Source organism: Deltaproteobacteria bacterium (genome assembly GCA_028818775.1).
GTDB lineage: Bacteria > Desulfobacterota > Binatia > UBA9968 > JAJDTQ01 > JAJDTQ01.
In genome coordinates, this window is the sequence record JAPPNE010000084.1 from 135402 (window position 1) to 159908 (window position 24507).

General features: G+C 64.6%; 21 protein-coding genes and 1 pseudogene. 10 read left to right on the plus strand and 12 right to left on the minus strand.

The window, feature by feature from the left end:
• Window positions 1–41: 41 nt before the first annotated feature.
• Together OXU42_10415 and OXU42_10420 are read right to left on the minus strand one after the other, a co-directional pair.
• Window positions 42–1490, minus strand: a complete 1449-nt coding sequence (locus OXU42_10415) for an amidohydrolase family protein (GenBank protein MDE0029798.1) — start codon at window positions 1488–1490, stop codon at window positions 42–44.
• Between the two features lie 47 nt (window positions 1491–1537).
• Complete coding sequence (locus OXU42_10420; protein ID MDE0029799.1) at window positions 1538–2488, minus strand: NAD(P)-dependent oxidoreductase; 951 nt, start codon at window positions 2486–2488, stop codon at window positions 1538–1540.
• Window positions 2489–2657: 169 nt separating this feature from the next.
• Between OXU42_10420 and OXU42_10425 the strand changes: the two genes are divergently transcribed.
• Window positions 2658–3278 (plus strand): DUF6338 family protein, encoded by a 621-nt coding sequence (locus OXU42_10425; GenBank protein ID MDE0029800.1) that lies wholly within the window; start codon window positions 2658–2660, stop codon window positions 3276–3278.
• Window positions 3279–3428: 150 nt separating this feature from the next.
• Here the strand turns inward: OXU42_10425 and OXU42_10430 are convergent, their stop codons facing one another.
• Window positions 3429–4544, minus strand: a complete 1116-nt coding sequence (locus OXU42_10430; GenBank protein ID MDE0029801.1) for an amidohydrolase family protein — start codon at window positions 4542–4544, stop codon at window positions 3429–3431.
• Between the two features lie 53 nt (window positions 4545–4597).
• On the minus strand, window positions 4598–5842 hold the full coding sequence (locus OXU42_10435) for a Xaa-Pro peptidase family protein (protein ID MDE0029802.1): 1245 nt from the start codon (window positions 5840–5842) through the stop codon (window positions 4598–4600).
• A 136-nt stretch (window positions 5843–5978) separates the two neighbouring features.
• Here OXU42_10435 and OXU42_10440 point away from each other — a divergent pair, with 136 nt between their 5' ends.
• The 5 genes and pseudogenes from OXU42_10440 (at window position 5979) to OXU42_10460 (ending at window position 9765) form a co-directional block, all read left to right on the plus strand.
• The gene (locus OXU42_10440; GenBank protein MDE0029803.1) at window positions 5979–7043 is read left to right on the plus strand and encodes a tripartite tricarboxylate transporter substrate-binding protein; all 1065 of its coding nucleotides are present in this window, start codon (window positions 5979–5981) and stop codon (window positions 7041–7043) included.
• A 19-nt stretch (window positions 7044–7062) separates the two neighbouring features.
• On the plus strand, window positions 7063–8541 hold the full coding sequence (locus OXU42_10445; GenBank protein MDE0029804.1) for a tripartite tricarboxylate transporter permease: 1479 nt from the start codon (window positions 7063–7065) through the stop codon (window positions 8539–8541).
• A complete protein-coding gene (locus OXU42_10450; protein MDE0029805.1) occupies window positions 8531–9019 on the plus strand; it encodes a tripartite tricarboxylate transporter TctB family protein in 489 nt (162 codons plus the stop codon). Before OXU42_10445 ends, OXU42_10450 begins: the two co-directional genes overlap by 11 nt.
• 128 nt (window positions 9020–9147) lie before the next feature.
• A pseudogene (locus OXU42_10455) lies at window positions 9148–9375 on the plus strand (DUF5131 family protein).
• 123 nt (window positions 9376–9498) lie between these two features.
• Window positions 9499–9765, plus strand: coding sequence for an addiction module antitoxin (locus OXU42_10460; GenBank protein ID MDE0029806.1), 267 nt, complete (start codon window positions 9499–9501; stop codon window positions 9763–9765).
• Window positions 9766–9859: 94 nt separating this feature from the next.
• On the opposite strand, the gene OXU42_10465 is transcribed toward OXU42_10460, so the two are convergent.
• The 7 genes from OXU42_10465 to OXU42_10495 form a co-directional block, all read right to left on the minus strand.
• Window positions 9860–10807 carry an NAD(P)-dependent oxidoreductase gene (locus OXU42_10465; GenBank protein ID MDE0029807.1) on the minus strand — a complete coding sequence of 316 codons (948 nt, stop codon included), beginning with the start codon at window positions 10805–10807 and terminating at the stop codon, window positions 9860–9862.
• 61 nt (window positions 10808–10868) lie between these two features.
• On the minus strand, window positions 10869–12251 hold the full coding sequence (locus tag OXU42_10470) for a hypothetical protein (GenBank protein ID MDE0029808.1): 1383 nt from the start codon (window positions 12249–12251) through the stop codon (window positions 10869–10871).
• A gap of 12 nt (window positions 12252–12263) precedes the next feature.
• On the minus strand, window positions 12264–13400 hold the full coding sequence (locus OXU42_10475; GenBank protein ID MDE0029809.1) for an amidohydrolase family protein: 1137 nt from the start codon (window positions 13398–13400) through the stop codon (window positions 12264–12266).
• Window positions 13401–13427: 27 nt separating this feature from the next.
• Complete coding sequence (locus tag OXU42_10480; protein MDE0029810.1) at window positions 13428–14705, minus strand: heterodisulfide reductase-related iron-sulfur binding cluster; 1278 nt, start codon at window positions 14703–14705, stop codon at window positions 13428–13430.
• A gap of 40 nt (window positions 14706–14745) precedes the next feature.
• Entirely contained in the window at window positions 14746–16074 is a 1329-nt protein-coding gene (locus tag OXU42_10485) for an FAD-binding oxidoreductase (GenBank protein ID MDE0029811.1), read from the minus strand.
• A 43-nt stretch (window positions 16075–16117) separates the two neighbouring features.
• A complete protein-coding gene (locus OXU42_10490; GenBank protein ID MDE0029812.1) occupies window positions 16118–17545 on the minus strand; it encodes an FAD-binding protein in 1428 nt (475 codons plus the stop codon).
• Between the two features lie 68 nt (window positions 17546–17613).
• Window positions 17614–18117, minus strand: coding sequence for a flavin reductase family protein (locus OXU42_10495; protein ID MDE0029813.1), 504 nt, complete (start codon window positions 18115–18117; stop codon window positions 17614–17616).
• Between the two features lie 265 nt (window positions 18118–18382).
• Here OXU42_10495 and OXU42_10500 point away from each other — a divergent pair, with 265 nt between their 5' ends.
• Together OXU42_10500 and argC are read left to right on the plus strand one after the other, a co-directional pair.
• Window positions 18383–19414 (plus strand): DUF4325 domain-containing protein, encoded by a 1032-nt coding sequence (locus OXU42_10500; protein ID MDE0029814.1) that lies wholly within the window; start codon window positions 18383–18385, stop codon window positions 19412–19414.
• Window positions 19415–19511: 97 nt separating this feature from the next.
• Window positions 19512–20468 carry an N-acetyl-gamma-glutamyl-phosphate reductase gene (gene argC, locus OXU42_10505; GenBank protein MDE0029815.1) on the plus strand — a complete coding sequence of 319 codons (957 nt, stop codon included), beginning with the start codon at window positions 19512–19514 and terminating at the stop codon, window positions 20466–20468.
• Between the two features lie 143 nt (window positions 20469–20611).
• On the opposite strand, the gene OXU42_10510 is transcribed toward argC, so the two are convergent.
• Window positions 20612–21355 (minus strand): sulfite exporter TauE/SafE family protein, encoded by a 744-nt coding sequence (locus OXU42_10510; GenBank protein ID MDE0029816.1) that lies wholly within the window; start codon window positions 21353–21355, stop codon window positions 20612–20614.
• A gap of 227 nt (window positions 21356–21582) precedes the next feature.
• Here OXU42_10510 and OXU42_10515 point away from each other — a divergent pair, with 227 nt between their 5' ends.
• Both OXU42_10515 and OXU42_10520 read left to right on the plus strand, forming a co-directional pair.
• Window positions 21583–23787 (plus strand): acetate--CoA ligase family protein, encoded by a 2205-nt coding sequence (locus tag OXU42_10515; protein ID MDE0029817.1) that lies wholly within the window; start codon window positions 21583–21585, stop codon window positions 23785–23787.
• A 323-nt stretch (window positions 23788–24110) separates the two neighbouring features.
• Window positions 24111–24507: ABC transporter substrate-binding protein (locus tag OXU42_10520; protein ID MDE0029818.1), on the plus strand; the 397-nt coding region annotated here is incomplete at its 3' end.

A 24507-nucleotide genomic window follows, 5' to 3' on the forward strand; every position in this document is an offset into this window, starting at 1 on the left:
TCCGGTCCAAATCGCCCTGAGGCGCTGACCGCCGGTCGAAATCAATCCGCGGCCAAAGCGCGGCCGGCGGCGTCCTCGCACGCGGTGCCGGCAAAGAAATCCGGGTTCACGCCGGCGTAGAAGCGCACCGCATTGGTGAAGCTGAAGTCACGGAAATCCTCGTCGGTGATGTGTCCATGATCTACCAGCTCATGAGCCTCAGCTACTACCTCGGTCATATCGGTGACGTCCCAGTGACCGATGTCCGAGCTCATCATGGCGCCCAGCTTGGCGCCGAAGGGATTCAGCTTGTCGTTGAAGGCCCAGGCGATCATGCGGTCGTCGGCCTCGCAGCCGAAGTAGAAGCGCGGTACGAAGCGGTCGCGGATGTCCTCGGCCTTGTCGATACCGCAGCGCGACCAGTCGTCGAGGTTCTCGGGGCGCCGCTGCTTGCGGCCGAGGGACGCGCGGATCTCTTCGAGCTTGGCTTCGCTGTCGATGCCGGAATACTGCGCCACCAGCTTCATCATGAGATCGATATCGGTGCTCTCGGGGTCCAGCCCGGCGATGGCGTCGCGGTTGCGCTTCTCCCAGTGCTCCAGGATGTCGCTGTAGAGGCTGCAGGCCCACGCCACGCCGCACTCCAGAAATGCGAAGTTGAGCTTTGGAAACCGGTACGTAACTCCTCCGAAAAACATCGCTTTGCACATCGCCTCGCCAGCCGATGCGAAGTGGCCGATGTGGTTGTACATGTAGTTGGAAACGGAGCGCCGGCTGCCCCAGCCCTGGCCGCTCGCGTGGGACGTCGGCGCCACCCCCAGCTCCAGGCAGCGCTGCCAGAACGGATCGTAGTCGTAGTCGCTGTCCAGCGCCAGGGTGTCGATGTAGCGCGCGAAAGGCGCCAAGTCGGGACGCTCTTCCTCAACGCGCGGGACAGGACGGTCCACGTGGGAAATGACGATGGTCTTGAGGCCGAGTTCCTTGACGGCATACTCGGTATCCTCGATGGCCTCCTGCGGGGTATGCGTGGGGATCACCGCGGCCGGGGTCATGCGGTCGGAGCACTCACCGTAGAACTCCGCGTGGAACTTGTTGAGCGCCCGGCACGACACGCGGCGGAGTTCCTCGTCCTCGAACCGAGGCGGGCCGGCCAAGCCCTCGGTGGGATAGAGCACGGCGAAATCGATGCCCAGCCGGTCCATCCTTTCGTGCAGTAACCGCGGCAACGACGCGGTGGCGCGGTCCAGGGTGTTGCTCGCCGGACGCGCCCACCACGGCGGACAGTGGGCGCGCACGCTGCGCCGCTCGGCCTCGGTCATGAACGCCCAGCGGCTGTTGGAGCGGGCGCTCACGGCTTCCGCATAGCGCCGCGGCATGTCGGCCCCGCCCAGCTCCTTCAGATAGTCGAGATAGAGCGGCGTCAACTCGACCGTGTGGCCGTCGGTGTCGATGATCGGATGGTCGAGCCGGGCGCGTACCGCTTCGGATTCCGAGGTCCGTCCTGAACTCATCACTCCTTGCCCTTCCCCTATGTGGATTGGCCGTCAGAGGCTACAGACTATGCGCCGGACTCCAGCGCATCCAGATCCTTGACGTAGTCGCGCAACGCGGAGCCCAGGGTGAACCGGGGTTCCCAGCCCAGGTGTTCCCTGGCCCGCGTGATATCCAGCGGTTGCTTGGGTCCCTCGTAGGGCGTCCCGTCCGGCACCACCTCCACCTCCAGGTCCGGGTAGATCGCCCTCGCCTCCTCCACCAGTTCGTCGAAGGTCGTCACCAAGCCCGTGCCGATGTTGAAGACATTGACCGGAGGTACCGGTACGGTAGCCGCCAGATCCACGGCCCGTCCCACGTCCTTGGCGTAGATGCGCTCCAGCGGCCGGGCCTGGCGCCGCGCGACCCTGGCCACGCCGCCATGACGGCCGCGGTCGAGGAGCGTGTGGGTGATGGCGCCGCTTTCGGCCCCGCCCTGGAAATGCCCCAGCCCGAACACGTGGGCCAGCCGCACCATCATCAGCTCGAAGCCGAACAGCCCCTGGTAGGCTTCCAGCACCAGTTCCTGGACCGCCTTGGAGTTGCCGTAGGCCGAGCTGTCGCCCCGCTGGAGCGTCTCCGGCACCGCGCCCGATCCCTCGAAGGCGCGGTTGTAGACGCCGAGCGTGCTGATCTGCACGACCCGCTTGACGCCGGTCAGGCGCGCCGCCTCAGCGACGTTGATGGTGCCCTGAATGTTGACGTTGAAGGCCCAGTAACCCTCGCGGGCTACCCGCCCGGCGATGATGGCCGCCGTGTGCAGCACCGTATCGACATCGTGGGCCTTGATGATGCCCGTGAGCGCCGGGAGGTCCAGCACGTCCCCCTGGAGAGAGACATAGTCCGCGTCGCCGAGCTTCTGCTTCAAGTAATCGTCCCGTGGCTGGAAATCCACGAAGACAAGCCGCTCGCCCCGCTCGGCCGCGAACTGCCCGAAAGAGGCCCCGATAAGCCCGCTGCCCGTGATCAGAGTCGCCATGCCGGCAATCTAGCATGGACGGTGCGGGGTTGGGAGAGTCGTGTCCGGTGTGCGTTTCGCTTCTGGCAAGAGTTTCGAGGGAACGATACACTGGAACAGACGGTACCGGTGCCATGTCCGTAAAACCGACAATGCTTTCAGAACGGGCACCCGCGGAGGTGAAACATCAATGAACTGGCCATCCAGCGAGATTGTCGGCGTTCTGAGTTTCCTCTTGCCTGGGTTCGTAGCAGCGGCAGTCTTCTATTCGCTGACGTCGTATCCCAAGCCGGGACCCTTTGACCGCGTGGTTCAAGCTCTGATCTTCACCGTGATAGGGAAAACCGTAACGGAAGGTCTCTTCTTCGTTGGAAGCATTGGGGCCGATGACCCTTGGCGCGGAAACTGGGAACTCCTAGTTTCTGTCATGGTCGCTGTTGTCCTGGGGCTGCTGACCGCCTACTGCATCAATTGGGATACGTTACATCGCCTTCTTCGTCGGCTCGGCTTGACCAGAGAGACCTCCTACGCGTCCGAGTGGTATTCCGCCTTCTCGCGTCACTGCGACTGCTATGTTATTCTACACTTGAAAGGGGAACGCCGTCTGTATGGCTGGCCTGAAGAGTGGCCTAGTCGTCCGGACGAAGGGCACTTTCGAATCGCGGAGGCCGAATGGTTGGACGCTAAGGAGCGAATTCCCGCGACGGGCGTCTCCGCGATTCTGATACCAGCGGAGCAGGTTGAAATAGTCGAGTTTCTTCGCGAATCTCAAGAAGAACCTGAGGAGTTGAACAATGGCCAAGGAGCCTAACCCTCCGCCTTCACAGCGTAGAGTGGTGCTGAAGGATGGAGTGTCACCCAAACCCACCAACATCAGGAAACCGCCACCCCCGCCGCCACCACCGCCGAAGAAATAAGACTAGCCACTGTCCTTTGGGCAAAACTCGTTGACCAAAGCGCTTTAGCTCACGCCGTACAGCCTCGCGCAGTTGTCCCACAGGATCTTCTTCATGGAGCCTTCGCTCACGCCCGGCGTCGCCATGAACTCCTCCACCGCGTGGGGGTAGTGTGCGTCGATGTGCGGGTAGTCGGTGGAGATGACGATGTTGTCGTCTCCGAGCCGACCGATGACGTCGGTGACCAGGTACTCGTCCACGTCCACCGAGATGTAGCACTGGTCGAGGAAGTACTCGCTGGGCTTCCGTGACAGCGGCACGTCGGTGAGGGCGCCGTGGAGTTCCGCCCTCTCATCCAGGCGGTACAGCAACCACGGCAGCCAAGCACAGTTGCCTTCGAGGAACGCCACCTTCAGCGTCGGGAACTTCTCCAGCACGCCGCCGCCGCAGAAGGCAGACACCGCGAGCTGCAGCTCGATGGGGTTGCGCAACGCCATGGCGATGACGCTGGAATTGGGATGGCCGTAGAACTCCTGCGCCACCTGCTGCTGCTTGGGGTTGGCGGGCGGATGGAAGCACAGCGGCACTCCCAGCCGGTCGATCTCCGCCCACAGGGGATCGTAGTAGCGGTCGTGGATGCGCCGGCCGTTCACCGGCTCCGGACAGACGGACAGGCCTACCACCCCCAACTCCGTCACCGCTCTCCGCGCCTCGTCCACGGCCATGTCGACGTCGTGCAGCGTCAACAGCCCCGACGCCTTCATGCGCTCCGGCCGCTCGCCGCAGAAGTCCGCGATCCAGTCGTTCCATGCACGGCAGAGGTCGTTGGCGTATTCCGGCTCGAAGCTGTCGTCGCAGTGGAGCGGCGAAGTGCGGAACATCACCGCGAGGTCCAGTCCCTCGTTGTCCATGGCCACTACTTGGGACGGGGCATCGTAACCGTGCTCCAGCGCGTAGCCGTAGCGGTCGGCCACGTTGTCCTCGCCGTGCTCCAGGAGTTTCTGGCGCGGCCGCAGGACTTTCCCGTTGCCCAGACTGAACTCGATGCGCCCGTGTTTGGTGCGCGCCTTTCCGACCGGAATACGGTCGCCCCACTTTGGGTTCATGTACTTCTCGTACAGGTCCTGAGCGTCGTAGACGTGCATGTCGCTGTCGAATACCTGATATCCGTTCCTGGCCATGTTCCTGCTCCTTGTTCCGGTCGTGGTACCTGCCGTAACCGGGTTGCCGCCCCCTACGAAATCTGGATCAGCTCCGGGGGAAAGTCATTCAGGCACTCGGTGCCCGAGTCCCGCATGGCGTATGTGTCGCCGATGAAAAGCCCTTTGGTCCGCTCCTTGTCCACGAGATGGATCTGCAAGACGAACACGGTACCGTTCTTGAACACCATGTCGTCGCCCTCGAAGAGCTTGTCCTCGGCCAAGCTCGTCAACTCCGGCCCGATCTGCGGCTCGTGGCGCGGCTGCGCGCCGAGCATCCCTTGCAGGTAACCGCCCCAAGCATCGTAACCCGCGGGCTTGATGACGCTGTTGGCGGCGTTGACCGAGTCAGACCCCGTCCCGCCCACCTTCAAGGTCTCGGCGACTCGATGGTAGGCCTCCAGCGCCACGTCGAACATGCGCCGGAACTCATCGGTGGGCGGACCGATGAACATGGGCTTGCCGGTCTGGGCTTCGTAGCCGTTGTAGAGGACTCCCAGCTCGTTGTTGATGATGTCGCCGTGGGTGATCACCCGCTCCGAGGGGCGCGGGCGTTGGTCGCCCACGTCCGAATCGTGCATGGGCGTGGAACTGAGCTGAATCATGCCCATCTCGCCGCCGCTTCGCACCACGGCCTCGTACACGATGGCGAAAGCCTCTGACTCGGTCATGCCGGGCTTGAGCTGATCCGCCAGCGCCCGCAGCCCGACATCCTGCACAAGCGCCGACTTGCGCAACGCCTCGATCTCCTCGTCGCTCTTGTACAGCTTGAGGGCCAGAAACTCCTTGGTGACGAACACGAACTCGGCGTCAGGCAGCTCCGACACGAAGAATTCCCAGTGGTTCTTCGGGATCGAGGTAAAGGGGTCGTACTCGACGATACCGATCCTTCCCTTGTCGTAACCCATCTCCCGGACCTTGCCGACGATGGCGTCGAGGACGTTGGGACGGCCCACCACGAGTTCCTGCACCACGCTTCGGGCGATCATTCCCGGCGCCAGCGCGTGCCCCGGCCGGGTGATGATGGCCGGCTTCCCTTCCTTGGGGAAGAAACAATAATAGGCCATTTCCGCCTTGGCCATCATGTTGGTGAGGTAGCGGACGTTGAACCACAACCGTCCGTATGAAGCCGACCCGCCGATGACCAACAGACAGTCGAGCTCCTTGTCTCGCATCATCCCGCGCACATTCGCGTAACGCCGCTCGTATTCGGCGTCGGAAAACCTCGGATAAGGGTACTTGGCGTGCAGTCGGTCCAACTCGTCGCGCTCGATGAACATGGCTTTCCTCCGTTGTGATAGACGGTCCTTGCATTCTTGAGGCCAGATTTCTTCTCTAAATCACCGCGCTCCGGCGTGTCAACTTGACACCCGCAGCCGATGGTGCGATAGAATCGGCCCCCGAAAGGAGGGCATCATGAGAACAGTACCTTCTCCGAGGCAGTCCTGGAAACCGTTACTTCTGTTGCTCGCGCTCCTCTTCCTCGCGGCGCCCGCATCCGCCGCCGACCCCTATTACAAGGGCAAGGAGCTCAGCATTCTCTGCGGATTTGCCGCCGGTTCGGGAGTGGACCTGCATGCGCGCCTGATGGGCCGGCATCTGGCGAGATTCATCCCCGGGAACCCCTCCGTCATCATCCAGAACAACCCCGGCGCCAGCGGCATCCTGGCATTCAACCACGTGTACAACCGCGCCAAGAAGGACGGGCTTACCATTGGCAACACCTCGTCCGGACTGATCACACGACAGCTAATCAAGCGTCCGGGAATACGCTTCGACCTCAAGAAATCCGTGCTTGTCGGAGCCAACAGTACCCAGTCACGGTACGTCTACGTAAATGGTGGCCTCGGCATCAAGTCGGTGGGGGACCTCTACGGCCGCGAGAAGCCCATCGTCACCGGCTGGTCTTCCAAGGGCGGCGGACCCGACGTCATGATAGAGCTCATGTTCCGCATGTTGGGCCTGGAGCGGAAAGCCATTTACGGGTACAAGGGCGGACCCGACATCTTCCTGGCGGTGCAGCGGGGGGAGATCGAGATGGCGTCGTCCAACGAGATGGACTATCCGACTCAAGGGAAGCCGCTGGCGCAACAGGGCGCGATTCGCGTGCTGATGCAGAGCGGGATTTTCCAGGACGGCAAATTCGTCAGGAGCAAGACGCTCCCAGACATCCCCACCGTGGAAGAGGCTTACACCGAGCGTAACGGCAAGGCTCCCTCGGGTCCCTTCTGGGACGCCCTCAAGGCGCTGGCGGCGGTACCCACGCGATCCTACTGGGTGGCGCCCGGGACGCCGCCCGAGTTGATCGACATGCTGCGTCAAGCCTTCGTCAAGATGAGCAACGACGCACAGTACCAGACGGATTCCAAGCGCCTGCTGGGCTATGTGGACAAGCTGGATACGGGGCCGCGGAAGCAGATCATCGTCAACTATCTGAGTCTGCCGGAGGACATCGCGAAGCTGTTTGTGCGTAAGCGCTAGCTTCGCTGGACCTGACCACGTGCTCGAAGCGGCAGTCGAAGCCATCCAGAATCTCTTTATCCCGAGCCGCCTGGGCCTGCTGGCGCTCGGGGTCGTCATGGGGCTCGCCCTCGGGGCCATTCCCGGCCTCGGGGGCATCGTGGGCCTGTCCATCCTCCTGCCCTTTACGTTCGACATGGACCCGTTCACGGCGTTTGCCGTGCTCATCGGTCTTCACTCCGTCATCTGCACCGCCGACACCATGCCCGCGGTCCTCTTCGGAATACCCGGGACCGCGGCGTCCCAGGCCACCATCCTGGACGGACATCCCATGGCCAAACGCGGCGAGGCCGGGCGCGCCCTCGGGGCCGCCTACATGTCGTCGCTCATGGGAGGGCTCTTCGGCGCTCTGGTGCTGGCCCTGTCGGTGCCCGTGTTCCGCCCGCTGGTGCTTGCTTTCGGAGCGCCCGAGTTCTTCATGCTGGGCATGCTGGGCATCTCCATGGTGGCGGTGCTGGGCGGACGCCGCCCTCTCAAGGGTCTCATCGTGGGTGTGATCGGCCTTCTCGTGGGGTCCGTGGGCGGTGACCCGCAGACGGGCATTCTGCGCTGGACATTGGACCAGCCCTACCTCGAGGACGGTGTTCCCCTGGTCCCCGTCAGCCTCGGCATCTTCGCCATACCGGAGATCGCCGACCTCGTGGTCAAGGGCACGCGCATCGCGGACGTACCCAAGGACGCGACCCGCGGCGTGACCGTCGGCATCCGGGACGCCTTCCATCACTGGTTCCTGGTGCTCCGATGCAGTGCCGTGGGCACCTGGGTCGGATTCATTCCGGGGTTGGGTGCGTCGGTGGTGGACTGGTTCGCCTACGGTCACGCGGCCCAGTCCATCAAGGACGCGCGCAGGACCTTCGGCACCGGCGACGTGCGCGGCGTCATCGCGCCCGAGAGTGCCAACAACGCCAAGGAAGGGGGCGTTCTCATCCCCACCATCGCATTCGGTGTGCCCGGCGGAGCGGCGATGGCGCTGCTCCTGGGAGCCTTCACCATCCAGGGCCTCGTACCGGGTCCCGACATGCTGACCCGCCACCTGGACGTTACCTATACCATCGTGTGGAGCATCGCCGTGGCCAATATCCTGGGCACGAGCATCTGCCTGCTCTTCACCAATCAGATCGCCAAGATCGCCACCATTCGGGCAAATCTCCTGGCGCCTCTCATCATCGTGGTGGTGGTGCTCGCCGCGTTCCAGGCCACGCGCTATTTCGGCGACCTCGTGACGCTGACGTGCTTCTCCATTCTCGGCTGGCTGATGAAGCGGTTCGCTTGGCCGCGGCCGCCCCTTATCCTGGCGATGGTCCTCAGCACCATCGTCGAACGCAACCTCTTCATCTCCGTCAACCGCTACGGCGTCTCATGGTTGGGGCACCCGCTGGTGTTGGTCATCGGTCTCATCATCGCCGCCAGCATGTTCTACGCGTTCCGGACTCAGAGACGGGTCGCCGATGAGAGTTGAACCTCGCACCTTCTTCACCGCCGCCTTGGCAGTCGGCCTTGCGGCAGCCATCTACACCGCGAGAGACTGGCCCGTAGAGACCCGGATGCTTCCCTGGGCATTGGGAATTCCCGGACTGCTGATGGCGCTGATCCAACTGTTCCTGGATTTCCGCGCCCACGAACACACGCAGGAGACCGCCGCTGCGGACCTGATCGACCTTCCCACGGACACGACCCTCCCACCCCACATCGTCACGCGCCGCGCCGCCATTTTTTTCGGCTGGTTCCTGGGACTCATCGCTGGCGTATGGCTGTTCGGCTTCTTCATCGCGGTACCGTTGTTCGTATGTCTCTACCTGCTGCTGCGGGCTCAAGAGAAGTGGTGGAGCGCCCTTCTCTACACCGGCCTTACCTTCGGGTTCCTGTGGCTCGTCTTCGACCGGATCCTGCGAGTGCTGTGGCCGCAGGGAGTGGTGTTTGTGTGGCTCGGGTTCTGAGGTCACAATGTCCGGGGTTGGTTGCCCGAGCCATGACGACTGTTATAATTCATCCGCTAGGGTTCACCTAATTCGCGAAAGACAGCGGGAGTCAGGTCGGGGCTTGGACACTTGGGTGTAAATCGACAATCGAGTGGACTGACGCAACCTGGAATCCGGTCATCGGTTGTACCAAGATTACGCGCGGCTGTGACAATTGCTACGCCGAACGGTTCCGGGGTACTCCGGGACATCCCTTCGAGGATGGCTTCGACCTCAAGCTCCGTCCTGAACGACTCTCCCAACCGCTTTCATGGAAATGGCCGAGGAGAGTCTTCGTCAACTCCATGAACGACCTGTTCCACAAGAAAATCCCGACGGCTTCGACCGTATGCTCGTTTGTCAAGGCATCGAGCATGACCTGAGTCTGGTCACACCAGATTCCCTGATCACTCAGTATCCGATAGACACCATCTGGTGAACTCTTCGGAGACCAAACCATGCCACGCACGACCACCATCACCGTACGGCTCAGCGGTGCGCTTAGCGACTTCGTCGCCGCCAACCTTGGAGACGACGGGTCCTACGAAGACATCAGCGAATACATTCACGATCTGATCAGACGGGACAAGGTGCGCGCGGAGCGTGCGTCTTTCGAACGACTCAAGGCCGAGCTGACACTCGCCTTCACGGCGCCCGACGATACCTACCATCCCCTCTCCGCCCCAGACGTCATCGCGAGGAACAAGGCGCGATCCGACGCGTGACCTCGGTATGTGACGGAGACCTCGGTATCGTTACGGTTCTGCAAGAACGCATGCATCAGATTGACCGATTTCGAGAAGACTTCCGAGCAGGAGCCTACTCTCCGGCCGCCTTCTCCAGGTCGGCCACGAAGTCCCTGAACCCCTCCTCCATCGTGTATCTCGGCTCCCATCCCAACACGTCCCTGGCTAGAGAAAGGTCCATGGCCTGCTTCACCTGTAGCGGGGGCGGCGGGCCGGGCAGGACCTCGACTTCCAGGGTCGGGAGGACTCCCTTGATCGCGGCAACCAACGCGTCGAAGGTCAGCACCTCGCCGGTGCCGATGTTGAAGTGCGTCTGCGCCGGCGGCGGGATGGTGGCGGCGATGTCGACGGCGCGGCCCACGTCCTTGGCGTAGACGTACTCGAAGTCCGTGGTCAGGGGCCTGGGCACGCGCGCCACCTCGCCCCGCAGGGCGCATTGCACCAGCGTCTGGATGAGGCGGCCGCCGGAAGAGCCGCCGTGGAACCGCCCGAGCCCGTAGAGCTTCGCCAGGCGCAGGGCGATCACCTCGAAGCCGTACAGACGCTGGTAGGCCTCCACCATCAACTCCTTGGCGGCCTTGGTGTTGTCGTAGAGCCTGCCGTTGCCGCGAGGAAAGTCCTCCCGCAGCGGCGCGGGACAGTCACGGCGCTGGTCATAGACGCTCAACGAGCTGATGTGCACGAGACGCCGCACGCCGGCCAGCCTCACGGCTTCCAGGACGTTGATGGTCCCCATGACGTTGATATTGACGCCGGTGTAGGGGGCATCGGCTACCTTGGTGCCGATGAGTCCAGCGGTGTGCACCACGGTGTCCACGCCGTGCTCCGTCATGGCGTGAAGAAGCCTCGGCAGGTCGAGGGTATCGCCCTGGAGGAACGCGACGTCCGCCCCCGGCAGTTTCCTCTCCAGGAAGTCGCCCAAGGGCTGCGCGTCGTAGAAGACCAGCGGGACGTTCCTTCGCACGGCAAACTCGGCGAAGGACGTCCCCACCAGTCCGGCACCGGTGATGAGTGTGGTCACGGGCGAATCCTCTGGTCGTTCGCACCCAGCGCGCTGCGAGGTGTCTCCCCGGCGACTCGGCTCAGCCGCTCTCGCCGTTCCCCGAAAGGAAGTACCCGCCGGTAATGGCATCGTGCCAAGTCTTGGCGACGCCCGGTGCCACGCCCAGGGGCAGGTCCGTCTCCGGCGTCCAGTAGGAATGGACTCCGGCCTGGAAGTGCATCAGCGCGGTCTTGGGGGCCGGTTCCATGCGCGCGAACATGGGCATCACCAGGCTGCGGTAGGAGTCGGCGCTGTGGTCGCGGCTGTCCTTGGTGACGCAGAAGAGGACCGGCGGCACGGGCTTGACGCCGGGTCCCTGGAGTTCACGCCCGTAGCCCAGGTACTGTTGCACCAGCGCTTCGGTGCCGCGCTCGTCGAGGCCGAGCCGGCCGGCGGTGACCCGGGCACCCTCCTCCAGCGACGGTTCGATGTTGGTGCTGACGACGTACTCGCACTTGAACTGGGGCTGGTCCTTGGCGGCGTCCCATGCCTCCATCACTTCCTCGATGACCATGGGCAGCCGCATCAGCGCCACTGGGCCGTCCTGACCGAGCTTTTCGGGGCCGATGTAGCGTGCCTTGTCGCGCCACGTGCGAACGTACAGTTCGTAGAACGGGTCCACCCGGCTGGTCTCGGTCACCCGCCTTTCGTAGTCGCCGATGGCTCCGAGGGAACCCTGGACCGCCAGCTTGGCCTGGTTGATGTAGCCGAAGGACGAGTTCTCCACCGCCATGACGCCGGCGACGTTGGGCACCCGCTGGGACAGCATGAAGACGAACGGGCCGCCCGTGGAATGCCCGTGGACGTAGACGGAGTATTCCCCATCCGGAAGGTTCCGCGCCATCACCTGTTTGCCGCCCTCCTCGAAGGCCGCGGGCCAACCCGCGAGGCGGTACCAGAAGGTCGTGCCGGGCTTGGCGTGGAGCACGGTGCGGGTGCCGTAGCGTTCGCGCAGCGAGCTGTCCTTGACCACCTCGTACTGGTCCGGCGTGACGTGTTCGCCGGTGAGCCAGATGGGGGTGCGGATGGTACCGTCCGCATTGATGGTGTCCCCGGGCCAGTTGCGCGCCGGATCGTCCAGGCAGAGCCGGCCGGGATAGGTCATGGTGGCGACCTTGAAACCGAACTTCCCGGCGAGCAGGCGCGCCACGGGCGCCATGGTCTTGAAATCGCCGTCGCCGCCTGACAGCAGGTAGGCCCCCGCCTTCTTCCCGTCCGCGCCCACGACGATCCCCGCCGGGTCCTCCGGCTCGTAGATCTGCGCGCCGATGTCCCACTCCAGCCCCACGGCCTCGATACGGACCAGATCTTCGTACTCCTTGAGCGGGATGTCCGGCATCGCCAGAACCGCCCTGGAGTCGGTGAGGCACTCCTCCCGCGACACCTCCGCGGGAGGAGTCCAAACGGCACTTCGCGTTGTCATGGATATCCTGTCCTAATCCACCCCGTACAGCCGCGCGCAGTTGGTCCAGAAGATCTTCTCCAGGGACTCCTTCTTCAGCCCGGGGATGGACGTGAAGGTGGAGACGGCCTCGGGCCAGCGCGAGTCGATGTGCGGGTAGTCGGTTGAGAAAACGATGTTGTCGTCGCCCATGTAGTCGATGACGTTCACCACCAGCGCTTCGTCCACGTCCGCTGAGATGAAGCACTGCTCGCGGAAGTATTCGCTGGGCTTCTTGCGCAAGGGGATCTCCGCCATGGCTCCCTGAAGTTCGCAGTACTCGTCCATGCGGTACATCAGCCACGGCAGCCAACTGCAGTTGCCTTCGAGAAAGGCCACCCTCAGCTTGGGGAACTTCTCCAGCACGCCGCCCACGCAGAAGGCGCTGACGGCCAGGATCAGCTCCACCGGGTTGCGCAACGGGTTCACCAGGAGGTCTTCGTTGGGATGCCCCTCGAAGCGCCGGGCCACCTGGATCTGGTTGGGCCGTGCCGGCGGGTGGAAGCAGATGGGCACGTCGAGGTCGATGGCCTCGGCCCAGAGCGGGTCGAAGTGCCGGTCGTGGATGTGGTGACCGTTGATGGGTTCCGGGCAGAGCGACAGCCCGATTGCACCCTTTTCCTTGACGGCCCGCCGCGCTTCCTCCACCGCGAGGTCCACGTCGTGCAAGGTGATCAGGGCCGAACCCTTGAGGCGTGACCTGTCGGCGCCGCAGAAGTCGTACATCCAGTCGTTCCAGGCCTTGCACAGGTCGTTGGCGTACTCGGGCTCGAAGTCCTCGTTGGTGTGAAGCGGCGCGGTGCGGAACTGCACGGCGACGTCGAGTCCCTCCACGTCCATGGCCTCGACCTGCGAGACGTTGTTGTAGTTCTGCCGCGCGGGCTTGACGTAGGCGTCCTTCTGGCGCTGCTCGTGGAAGTGCACCGCCTTTCCGGGAGGACGGATCGGCGTGCCGTCGCCCAGCACGTAACGTGTCATGCCGTGGAGTGCGAGGCCCTTGTCCTGGCGCTTCTCCCGCACCTCGCCGCGCGGGATGCGGTCGCCCCACTTGGGATTCATGTAGGTCAGGTAGAGATCGTGGGGCTCGAACACGTGCATGTCGCTGTCGAGTATGCGCAAACCGTCTCTCATGGGTTCCTCCGTTTCGGGTACGCCGGCCTAATCCGGCGCCGCCGCCCCGCTGGTGTAAGCCCGCGCCAGGAAGTCCGCGGTATGCACCACGCGAATGGACGATCCCTGCTCCCGGAGCGCCGCCCGGATCTGCAGGATGCACCCCGGATTCCCGGTCACGAGCACGTCCGCCTCCGTCGCCACCACGTTCCTGGCCTTTCGCGCAGCCAGCCTGCCGGCCAGCTCCGGTTCCGTGAGATTGTAGGTCCCCGCGCTGCCGCAGCACACGTCCGCCTCGTGGAGATCGACCCACTCGACGCCCGGGATGTTCTTGAGAAGCTCACGCGGCTGCGCCTCCACGCCCTGCCCGTTCAACAGGTGGCACGCGTCATGATAGGCCACCTTGACGTTCACGCTTGTTCTGGGCGCGAAATCGGGCAACGCATGGAGGAACTCTGCCACATCCCGCACTTGGGCGGCAACACGTTCGGCCGCTGCCCGAAACGCGGCGTCCTCCTTGAAATGCGCGCCGTATTCGCGCATGGCCGCACCGCAACCGGCGGCGTTGGTCAGCACGGCGTCGACATCCAGGCTATCGAACGCGGCGATGGTCCCGCGCGCCAGCGCCAGACCCCGCTCGTGGTCTCCGTTGTGCAACGACAACGCGCCGCAGCAGCGGGCTCCCGGCGGAACCCGGACCTCGCACCCGTGCTGCGTCAACAGCCGAACCGTGCCGGCATGCGTGTCGCCGAAGAGGCTCTGCATGACGCATCCGGCGAGAAGACCCACGCGGTGCCGCACCGGTCCGACCGATGCGGTCACTTCGGGCAGGGCTATGGACCGGAAAGGCGCTTCCGGTTCGGGCAGATAGCGCAGCGAGCGGCGGACCGACGCCGGCAGGAGCCCCGCCCGGGCGACACGCCGAAGGCCGAACCGTGTCATCCAGCGCACCGCCCAGCCGAACGCCTTCATGATCGTCGGATTTGGAAGGGCGCGGTTGAGCAGCCCGCGCTTCATTCGCTCCCACCAGGAGCGCCGGTGCCGGGAGCCGATGAACTCGCGCGCCGCTTCGATGAGGGTGCCGTAGCGCACACCGGACGGACACGTGGTCTCGCACGCGCGGCAGCCGAGACAAAGGTCCAGGTGCCGCACGCTGGTGTCGTCCAGCGGCACCGTCCCGTCGCGGAGCGAGCGCATGAGCTGGATGCGCCCTCGCGGCGAGTCCATCTCCGTTCCCAACTCCAGAAACGTCGGGCACGACGCGATGCACAGCCCGCAATGAATACAGTTCCCGGAGCTTTCGAAATCAGCCAGTTGTGAGCTCATACCTTGAAGAGATCCGTTTCCGAAAACCGGACAGACGGCCCTAAATCCCCGCGACAAAGCGTCCCGGCGACAGGACTCCCTTGGGATCCAGGGCCTCCTTGATACGCTGCATCAGCGGCAGCGCTTCGATCCCGTCGCCCCAGATGTCAAGATCCGCCTTGACCTCGGGAGCCGCCTGCTCCACGACCAGCGTGCCGCCCAACGCCGCCGCGGCACCGCGCAGTTCCTCCACCAAGGCCCGCGCCGAGCGGCCCGTGTTTTCCACTTCCGGGCGCTGCACACGGACGCGGACGATGCCGTTGCCCGCGTGGGCATGCACCGCCATCGTCACGCCGTGTTCCGCGCTCGCGTCTTCCAGCGCCGCCACGAACGCCGTAAGCCGGGTGGGAAGAAGGCTCGCCTTGAGCTTCAGCAAGCCCTCGCCCAGCACGTTGGCATCCCGCAGGTCGGCCAGCACCGCGACCGCGTCCTCCCCCACCTGTTCTTCGAGTGTCTGCCCTTGCGCCAGCGCCCGCAGGGTCGTTTGCTGGTCCGCCACGTCCTCGTCGGAACCGCCGAAGCCAACCACGATGATGCAATCGCCACCACCGGCCGGGACGGGCGTCAGGAGTTCAATCAAGCGTGGTTCCAGGGGCGCGGTCCGGATTCGTTCCAACAGTTCTCGCGCCTCCGCCATGTCGGAACAGGTCATCCGACCCACCGCCAATGCCGGGGGAAGCCCGCGCAGCTTGAAGGTCGCCTCGACGATGACCCCCAAAGTCCCCAACGCCCCGCAGTAAAGCTTGGCCAGGTCGTAGCCGGCGACGTTCTTGACCACTCTCCCGCCGCTCTTTGCGAGGGTCCCGTCCGCCCGCGCCACGGTGATGCCGATGAGCAGGTCCCTCACCGTTCCCTGGGAGAAGCGCGACGGACCGCTCAGGTCGGCGCTGATCAGTCCGCCCACGCTGGTGGCGGCCGGCAGGGGCGGATCCACGGGCAGCCACTGGTTGCTCCCGGCAAGCGCTGCCTGAAGCGCGGCCACGCTCATGCCCGCCTGAGCGGTCACGGTCATGTTCGCGGGTTGATGATCCACCAGCGCGTTGAAGGACACCAATGAGAGCGCGGCAAAAGGCCTCAGCGGGAGCCCGCCCAGGCCCAGGTGGGCGCCGAAGCCGGCCGGCACCAGCGCGACGCCGCGGGCGCGGGCACTTTGCAGGATGCGGCAAACCTGCTCCGCCGAGTCGGGGAAGAGAACCCGCTCCGGCCGGATTCCGTCGATGGTGAAGCGCGCGAAATCGGCCGGCGTTCCGGCGGCTACGCCGGACAGGCGCAGATCGTCGTCGAATCCATCCCAGTCCGGCACCGGCTCCATGAGGGATGTGCGGCTCATACAACAACCGTCCCGTGGCACGCCCGGTGCCCGGCCGTACCGCTTACATCGCCGCCTGCCGCCGCGGCGCCCGCACCTCGACCTGCCGCTCCGCAGACGGGAATATCTTGTTGGGGTTGCAGCAGTCGTCGGGATCGAACACGGCGCGCACCTCCTCCATGGTGCGCAGATCGTCAGGCGTGAAGATCAACGGCATCAACGCCACCTTCTCCACCCCGATGCCGTGCTCGCCGGTCAGGCTGCCGCCAAGCCTCACGCACTCCCGCAGGATTTCGCGGCCGGCGGCCACCACCCGTTCGGTTTCGTTCCGGTCGCGCTCGTCGTACAGCAGGATGGGATGGATGTTGCCGTCGCCCGCGTGGAACACATTGCCGATTCGGAGGTCGTACGCCTCGCCGATGGCGGCGATCCGCTCCATGATCTCCGGCAACCGGTTCGGCGGAACCACGCCGTCCTGGCAGCAGAAGTTGGGGGCGAGGCGCCCCAAGGCGCCGAAGGCACGCTTGCGGCACTTCCACAACGCCTCGCGCTCGCGATCGTCGCGGGCCACCCGTATCTCGGTGGCGCCGTTGGCTTCGCAGATCTCCCTGACTTTGCCGGCGGCCGCCTCCAGCCCGGCCTCCATTCCGTCAAGTTCGGCGATCAACACCGCGCCGGCGTCGCGCGGGAAGCCGAAATGGAAGGCGTCCTCCACCGCCTGGATGATCATGTGGTCGAGCATCTCCAGGGCGGCGGGGACAATGCCGCCGGCGATGATGGCGGACACCGCGGCGCTCCCGTCGGCCACGGAATCGAACACCGCCAGGAGCGTCTTGCACGCCTGGGGCAACGGCTGGAGCTTGAGGACCGCCTCGGTGACGATGCCGAAGGTGCCCTCCGAGCCGACGGTGACGCCCAGGAGGTCGTATCCCGGCGCGTCCTCGGTCATAGCGCCGAGGCTGACGACTTCACCGTCCGGGAGCACCAGCGTCACCCCGAGCACGTGGTTGGTGGTGACGCCGTACTTGAGGGTGTGCGGGCCGCCGGAGTTTTCCGCCACGTTGCCGCCGATGGAGCAGGCCATCTGGCTCGAGGGGTCCGGCACGAAATGGAGCCCGTGGGGTTTGGCCTCCCGGCTCACCCAGGCGTTGATGACGCCGCTCTGGACCACGGCGCGGCGGTTGACCGGATCCAGATCGAGGATCCGGTTCATGCGGGTCAGGCTCACCATCACCGGCGCCCCCAGCGGGAGGCAGCCGCCGCTCAGCCCGGTGCCGGTGCCGCGCGGCACGAAGGGCACTCCTTCACGCCGGAGCAGCTTGAGGACCGCGGCCACTTCCTCGGTGGAACGCGGCAGCACCACGATGTCCGGCGCCGACTTCTCCAGCGTGTACCCGTCGCAGTCGTAGACGCTCAGCTCCGTGGGATGCGACACGACGCCGTCATCGCCCACGATGTCCTGCAACCAGCCGACGAGCCTTGGGGTTGCCATAAAATGACGTGTCGCGCCCGGAGCACGCGCCACCCACGTGGAGCCCAGCGCGCCCCGGGCGCCGTGTATCAGCCGCCGTAGAAGACCGAGTCGCCCAGGTCCTTGAGCAGGAGAGTGGCGTCATCGGCCCGGCCGGAAATCTCGCCCCTCACGCCGGCCTCCACCACTTCCCCGACGAATACGGAATGGTCGCCCTTCTCCACCGTATCCACGAGCTTGCACTCGACGAACGCCGGCGCGTTGGCCAGCACCGGCGCGCCCGTGGCGCCCGCGGAGAAGGCCTCGCCGCCGATGCTGTCCCCTTCCCGCTCCAGCGACTTGAAGAAAGTGAAGGCCTGGCCTTGCTGCCCCTTGCCCAGCACGTTCAGGGCGAAGCTGCCGGACTCCTTGATGATGTCGTGCGCGCCCGAGTCCGCCTTCACGCCCACCACCACCAGCGGGGGCGCGAACGAGGCCTGCGTCACCCAGTTCACCGTGGCCGCGGCCACGCGGCCGTCCTTGGCCTCACTGGTCAGGATGTACAGTCCGTAGGGAATCATGCGCAAAGCGGTCTTCTTGGCATCGGCGTCCATTCTTTGCCTCCTTGAATCGGTGATGAAAGCGCCCGCGCCGCCACGCGAGCGCGGGCCGCAGAAGATGGAGAAAGAAGTTAACAATTCCGGGGGAGGGCGTAAACCGTCGCATAATCGGTTCGGATAGCGGGCCACAGTCGACTCACGGGATCGCTTGGTAACGACTGCCGTTAACAGAGTTCTTGGCGAGGATTGCAAAGGGTTGACAATTCGCCATATAGGGTTGACAATAGAGTGCTGTTAAGTTGACTAAGGAGAATCCTCGATGGCAGGCACGAGAGAACGAGGCCGGGCGATCCGCAGTTTCATCCTTGCACATGTCGGTGCCCATGGGAACGACATTGGGCAAGTTTGCGCCGCCCACTACGGTATTTCACGCCAAGCTGTCAACAAGCATCTCCGCCGCCTCGTTGTCCATGGGCTATTGACTGCTCGCGGAGCAACACGCAACCGCCACTACTCCCTGACTGTACTCACTCGAGAGAAATTTTGGGTCCAACTCACCGAAGGGGTCAACGAAGACGCTGTGTGGCGCACCAAGATCGGTCCGCTTCTGTCCGATCTGCCTCAAAGGACACGGGAGATTTGGCAATACGGCTTTACTGAAATGCTGAACAATGCCATCGATCACTCGTCGGGAACTTGCGTCGTCATTGACGTTACACGGAATGCTGTTGGAGCACGGATCACTCTTTGGGACGATGGTGAGGGCATCTTCCGCAAGATCGCCAGAGAGTTGGGGCTGGACGATGAACGGCATGCGGTCCTTGAACTGGCCAAGGGGAAGTTGACGACCGACCCCGAGAACCATACTGGTGAAGGAATCTTCTTTACGTCACGGCTGTTCGACCACTTCGACATTTTGTCCCACGAGGTCTTTTTCTCACATGACAGTGCCACACAAGAGGATTGGATCCTGGAATCTCGCTCGACCTCGTACAGTACGCTTGTGTTTCTGGAACTCGCCAATGACACGGACAAGATTTTGGGACAGGTTTTCGACGAATACACCGCGGATGAAGGCTATGCCTTTTCGAAGACCGTGGTGCCTGTAAGCCTGGTTCGTTACGGAGATGAAGCTTTGATATCACGATCCCAAGCAAAGCGCCTTTTAACGCGATTCGATCGCTTTAAGACAGTCCTCTTAGATTTCAAGGGAGTCGAACAAATCGGGCAGGGCTTCGCTGACGAAGTATTTCGGGTATTTGCGCGAGCACATCCCAACGTTGACCTTATTCCCATCAACACGAACAAACCCGTCCAAGCTATGATCCGACACGCAGGCGGCCCGGCCTGACCGGTACTCGGAGCCATGCTAGGAAACCTGTGGGGCGGGCTGCCAAACTAAGCCCTTTTTGGTAAATTGTGACCAACACGGAAGACCTACTGACACGATGAAACCCAAAGTGTACATAGACGGCCATGTGGGCACCACCGGCCTGCGCATACGCGACTGGCTCGTCGGACGCCGGGACATCGAGCTGTCCACGCTGGACGAGGATCGGCGCAAGGACACGGCGGCGCGGCGCGCGGCCATCGAGGCGGCGGACCTGACGGTGCTGTGCCTGCCGGACGACGCTGCGCGGGAAGCGGCCCAATGGGTTGCGGACTGCGGAACCCGTGTCATCGACGCCAGCACGGCGCACCGGGTGGCGGAGGGGTGGACTTACGGGCTGCCGGAGCTCGACGGTGCACGGCGGGAAGCCATCCGCGAGGCCGGCTTCGTGGCCAATCCCGGTTGCTATCCCTCGGCTTTCATCCTCCTGACACGACCGTTGGTGGACGAGGGGCTGCTACCTCACGATACCCCGGTTTCAATCCACGCCCTGTCGGGCTATTCCGGGGGTGGCCGGGCACTGATCGAAAAATGGGAGAACCCCGAGCAGGGACTCAGTTCGTTGCCCTACGAGGCACCCTATGCCTTGGGTGCGCGGCACAAGCACATCCCGGAGATGCTGGCGTACGGCGGGCTCACGGTGGAACCCCTGTTCGTGCCCGCGGTGGGCCCGTTCCGCTGCGGCATGCGGGTGGAGGTGCCGATTCCGCTGGGCGTGCTGCCCATGGGTGTAAACAGCACCTCTATCCTGGAGTGTCTACGGGAACGCTACGAAGGTGAACCCTTCGTCCGGGTACTCCTTCATCCGGACCCGCGCGAGGCTCACGAACGCAGCTTCGACCCCCAGGCCTGCAACGATACCAACTGCATCGAACTTCACGTGGTGCCCCACCCGTCGGGGCACACCTTGCTCGTGGCGCTTCTCGACAACCTCGGCAAGGGCGCCAGCGGCGTGGCCATACAGAACCTGAACCTCATGCTCGGGCTCCCGGAGACCGCGCACCTGCCGGGCTGATGGGCCGGAATTTCCTCGCGGGGTTGTTGGCCTGCGCCCACCCCGCCACTCCTGGATTCCCGCTTCCGCGGGAATGACGTTCATGCTGGCGTCGCCATTCTCTACGCTACGTGTTTCGCTCGCGGCGTGCAGGTAGGTATCGGCTATCCCGCCAGCCCCTGCCATACAAGCTTTGCCTCCATCACGATGATCAGCGTGACGATGACGCGGTTGAACCACTGTTTGCTGATGTAGGGAGTCGTCCGCATCCCCAACGGTAGGAACAGCGCGATGGGGACCAGCGCGAGGACGCCTTGGCCGAGAAGCTGCCGGTCGAAGAGGCCGGCGGCCAGGCAGAAGAGGAAGTGCATGGTGGTGAGGCCCAGAAACATCGTCGACGCCGCGAAGATGTACGCCTCCTTCTCCAACTGGAACGCGCGCACCCACGCGGCCACCACGGCGCTGGACATCCCGGCCGCGCCCTGGGACACGCCAGCCAAGGCGGCGATGACCGGCGAGAGGACGCGGCCCAGCCGCCCGCTGAAGCGAACCTCGATACGGAAGGCCAGCAGGACCAGGTAGGCGCCCACGCATATCGCCAGCACCAGGGTCAGCATGCGTTCGTCGGCGGTGGCCAGGAACCAGGTGCCACCGGCCACCCCCAGGGCGCCCGACATGGTGGCGAAAGCGAGCCCCGGCACGGTGTGGAACCTGGAGCGATAGGTCCACATGACCCAGAAGTTGCTGACCATGTTGGGGATGGTGATGACGATGACCGCCTGTTGGGCTCCCAGAAAGCCCGCCATGATGGGCACGGCGATGAGCGGCAGCCCCATCCCCGTGGCGCCTTTCGAGAAGGCGCCCGCGCCCAGGGCGACGAAGATGATCAACAGGGACTCGATGTGCATGTAGGCAAGCAGCCTTGCGAGCGTTAAGTGTGGGTGGCATCCCTCCGTACTGCGAACACCGCAGGATTACCATAGCCCGAACGCGAGTCAAAAACGCGTCCGCGTCGCAATGAGGACCCGGGTCGGACGAGACACTGTACCGGACTCCGCCATCGCGCCGTTTCCGCGGCTCCCCTGGACTCGTCGTGATTGACAATTGAGCGGCGTCGCGCCACGACAGATACGACATGAGTTCCGGTAAAGCCAGATCCTCACAACCGGCACCCAACCCCCGTCCCGACGTGCAGGCCCTGCTCAACCCGCGCAACGTCGTGATCGTCGGCGCTACGGACAAGCCCGGCAACTGGCCGCAGCGCTGCGCGCGCAATCTCGCCCGCTACGGCTACGCCGGCGCGGTCTACCCGCTCAATCCGGGACGCGAGGAGGTGTGGGGCACGCGATGCTACCGGAGCTACGCGGAGCTGCCCGAGCAGCCCGACCACTTGGCAGTGTTCGTGCCGGCCCCGTTCGTAGAGGAAACCCTGCGCGAGGGAACGGCCGCGGGAGCGCGCAGCGCCACGGTGGTGTCGGCGGGTTTCGGCGAATCGCCCGATCCCGACGCTCTCGCGCGCGGCGAGGCCCTGGCCGCCACCATCGCGGAGTTGGGGATCGCCGTTTCCGGACCCAACTGCCTGGGCAACTTCAACGGCGGCGCTCGCTTCGTCACCATGACAGACAACCGCCCGCAACGCACCGAGCCCGGTCCCATCGCCATCGTCGGGCAGTCCGGCGGCCTCGTGATGGCGCTCAAGCGCACCCTCGAAGAGCGCGGCATGGACGTGGGCTACATCGTCACCAGCGGCAACGAGGCTGGCCTCAAGACCGGAGACTACCTCGAGTACTTCGCCGCCGATCCCCAGACCCGTATGATCGTCTCCTACCTGGAAGCCGTGCGCGAACCAGAGAAGTTCCTGGCCGCCTGCCGTGCCGCGAAGGCGGCCGGCAAGCCGGTGATCGTGGTCAAGCTCGGCACCTCGGACAACGGGCGGGCAGCCGCCCTGGCCCACACCGGTGCGCTGGCCGGTTCCATCGCCGCCTTCGATGCCATCGCGGGCGCCGCCGGGACGGTCCGCGTCGCTACCCTGGACGACGTGGTTGAGATGGCGGAGTACCTGCTGCACACGCGGCTGCCCAAGGGCGAGGGCTTGGGGGCCATCACCTTCTCCGGCGGTCTGCGGGGCGTGCTGCTGGACCAGGCCGCGGCCAACGGCCTGTTCTTTCCGCCTCTTGCCGCGAAAACAGAGAATCGGCTTGAGAAGCTGCTCGGGGTCGGCACGGTCGTCGGCAACCCGCTCGATTCCGGTTTCGCAGCGCTGTCGAGCCGCGAGACCTACATCCGCTGCGTCGAGGCCATGCTCGACGACCCTGGAGTCGACACGCTGCTCCTGCAGGAGGAGCTGTTGCGGGCTCCAGAGGGCGGCAACAAGGAAGCCAACATGCAGGCCGTGAACGCGCTGGCGGCAAGGGCGAGGAAACCCATCGCCTTCGTCACCATGATTTCCCACGGCCTGAACGACTATGCCCGTGAACTGCGCGACGGCCTGCGCAACGTCGCGTTCATGCAGGAAGCGGACAAGTCGTTGCGCGCGGTCCGCTCCATCATCTCCTACGCCTTGCGCGCCAATGCCGATACGGATCCGAAGCGGACCGCGGCAAACGCACCTCCCTTGGCGGTCCGCAAGCTGCTTGAACGCGCCAGCCGTGGGCCGGGTCCGACGCCGCTGTCGGAAATCGATTCCAAGGCGCTGCTCCGGGCCTACGGGTTGCGGACACCGAAGGAGCGGTTGGCCCGAAGCGCGACCGAGGCGGCGCGCATCGCCCGCGAGATCGGGTTGCCCGTGGTGCTGAAGGCGACGGGCGCGGAGTTGACGCACAAATCGGACGCCGGCGGCGTATTGCTCGACAACCGGACCCTGAGCGCCGTACGCCAAGGCTATGCTGTCATCATGCGGAACGTCGCGCGCAAGGCCAGGGGAATCGCCATCGACGGCGTGCTGGTGGCTGAGCAGGTGGCCGGGGAACTGGAGTTGGTCATCGGCGCCGCGCGCGATCCGGAAATGGGTGCCATGGTCATGTTCGGCTCCGGCGGGGTGGCGCTGGAGCTGTATCGCGACGTGGCCTTTGCCGCCCCTACCCTGGATGAGGCCGGCGCCGATGAATTGATCACGCGCACCAGGGCCGCCCGCTTGATCGACGGCTATCGCGGCGCACCGGCGCTGGACCGGAAGGCGCTTGTCAAGGCGTTGATGGCGGTATCGCGCCTCGCCTGCGACCTGGGCGACCGGCTCGAGTCCATCGACCTCAATCCCTTCGTACTGCGCCGCCGGGGCGGCGTCGCGCTGGACGCCCTTGTGGTGCTCGCCGGCGCCGGCCGCGACGGCGAGGGTTCGTGAACAGAAAGCCACGCCATTCCCTCAACCACGGACGTCCTGTCTGAGCGTCAAGACAGAACTGCGGTGGCAGTCCATCACGGTCCGTGGCTGCTCTTGCACTCGGAACTTCAACCGGAGTAATGTGCGGGCGTGTCAAGCTCGGGCGGAATCAAGGATTGGTCGACCGAATCGGCAACAAGGAGGATGTGACCATGTTGAACGCTTCGAAGGGGCTTCTTCTGTTCCTGTTTCTCGCGCTTCCGTTGGCTTTGGGCACGCCAGCTTTGGCGGCCGATTCCGGGAAGACGCTCCGTTACGCCGCCGGGAGCTTCGGCGAGGAGTCCATGGATCCCACCCGCACTTCCATCAGCGCCTCGCTGGGTCTGGTGGGGCCGCTGTGGGACTGGCTCACGGAGATCGACGCCGCCGGCAAGCTCTCGCCTGGGCTGGCGCTGAGCTGGGAGGCCGGGGAAGACGGGAAGTCCTGGACCTTCAAGCTGCGGCCCGGGGTCAAATTCCACGACGGCAGCGAGATGACCGCCGAGGACGTGCAGTTCACGCTGATGGAGGGGTTCCGCCGGCCCAAGGCCAAGGCCTCACGGGTGCGCCAGTTCCGCAAGGGCATCACGGACGTCAAGGTCGTCGACCGCCACACGGTGACGGTGGTCACGGCGAAACCGTGGCCTACCTTTCCCTATGACATGTCCTTTCAGCCCGGCATCGAGGGCATCGTGCTCCCCA

What these genes read in the sequence shown, in the direction of transcription:
- OXU42_10415 (MDE0029798.1), bottom strand. Translation starts at nt 1,490, where the DNA reads ATGAGTTCAGGACGGACCTCGGAATCCGAAGCGGTACGCGCCCGGCTC.
- OXU42_10420 (MDE0029799.1), bottom strand. Translation starts at nt 2,488, where the DNA reads ATGGCGACTCTGATCACGGGCAGCGGGCTTATCGGGGCCTCTTTCGGG.
- OXU42_10425 (MDE0029800.1), top strand. Translation starts at nt 2,658, where the DNA reads ATGAACTGGCCATCCAGCGAGATTGTCGGCGTTCTGAGTTTCCTCTTG.
- OXU42_10430 (MDE0029801.1), bottom strand. Translation starts at nt 4,544, where the DNA reads ATGGCCAGGAACGGATATCAGGTATTCGACAGCGACATGCACGTCTAC.
- OXU42_10435 (MDE0029802.1), bottom strand. Translation starts at nt 5,842, where the DNA reads ATGTTCATCGAGCGCGACGAGTTGGACCGACTGCACGCCAAGTACCCT.
- OXU42_10440 (MDE0029803.1), top strand. Translation starts at nt 5,979, where the DNA reads ATGAGAACAGTACCTTCTCCGAGGCAGTCCTGGAAACCGTTACTTCTG.
- OXU42_10450 (MDE0029805.1), top strand. Translation starts at nt 8,531, where the DNA reads ATGAGAGTTGAACCTCGCACCTTCTTCACCGCCGCCTTGGCAGTCGGC.
- OXU42_10460 (MDE0029806.1), top strand. Translation starts at nt 9,499, where the DNA reads ATGCCACGCACGACCACCATCACCGTACGGCTCAGCGGTGCGCTTAGC.
- OXU42_10470 (MDE0029808.1), bottom strand. Translation starts at nt 12,251, where the DNA reads ATGACAACGCGAAGTGCCGTTTGGACTCCTCCCGCGGAGGTGTCGCGG.
- OXU42_10475 (MDE0029809.1), bottom strand. Translation starts at nt 13,400, where the DNA reads ATGAGAGACGGTTTGCGCATACTCGACAGCGACATGCACGTGTTCGAG.
- OXU42_10480 (MDE0029810.1), bottom strand. Translation starts at nt 14,705, where the DNA reads ATGAGCTCACAACTGGCTGATTTCGAAAGCTCCGGGAACTGTATTCAT.
- OXU42_10485 (MDE0029811.1), bottom strand. Translation starts at nt 16,074, where the DNA reads ATGAGCCGCACATCCCTCATGGAGCCGGTGCCGGACTGGGATGGATTC.
- OXU42_10490 (MDE0029812.1), bottom strand. Translation starts at nt 17,545, where the DNA reads ATGGCAACCCCAAGGCTCGTCGGCTGGTTGCAGGACATCGTGGGCGAT.
- OXU42_10495 (MDE0029813.1), bottom strand. Translation starts at nt 18,117, where the DNA reads ATGGACGCCGATGCCAAGAAGACCGCTTTGCGCATGATTCCCTACGGA.
- OXU42_10500 (MDE0029814.1), top strand. Translation starts at nt 18,383, where the DNA reads ATGGCAGGCACGAGAGAACGAGGCCGGGCGATCCGCAGTTTCATCCTT.
- argC (MDE0029815.1), top strand. Translation starts at nt 19,512, where the DNA reads ATGAAACCCAAAGTGTACATAGACGGCCATGTGGGCACCACCGGCCTG.
- OXU42_10510 (MDE0029816.1), bottom strand. Translation starts at nt 21,355, where the DNA reads ATGCACATCGAGTCCCTGTTGATCATCTTCGTCGCCCTGGGCGCGGGC.
- OXU42_10515 (MDE0029817.1), top strand. Translation starts at nt 21,583, where the DNA reads ATGAGTTCCGGTAAAGCCAGATCCTCACAACCGGCACCCAACCCCCGT.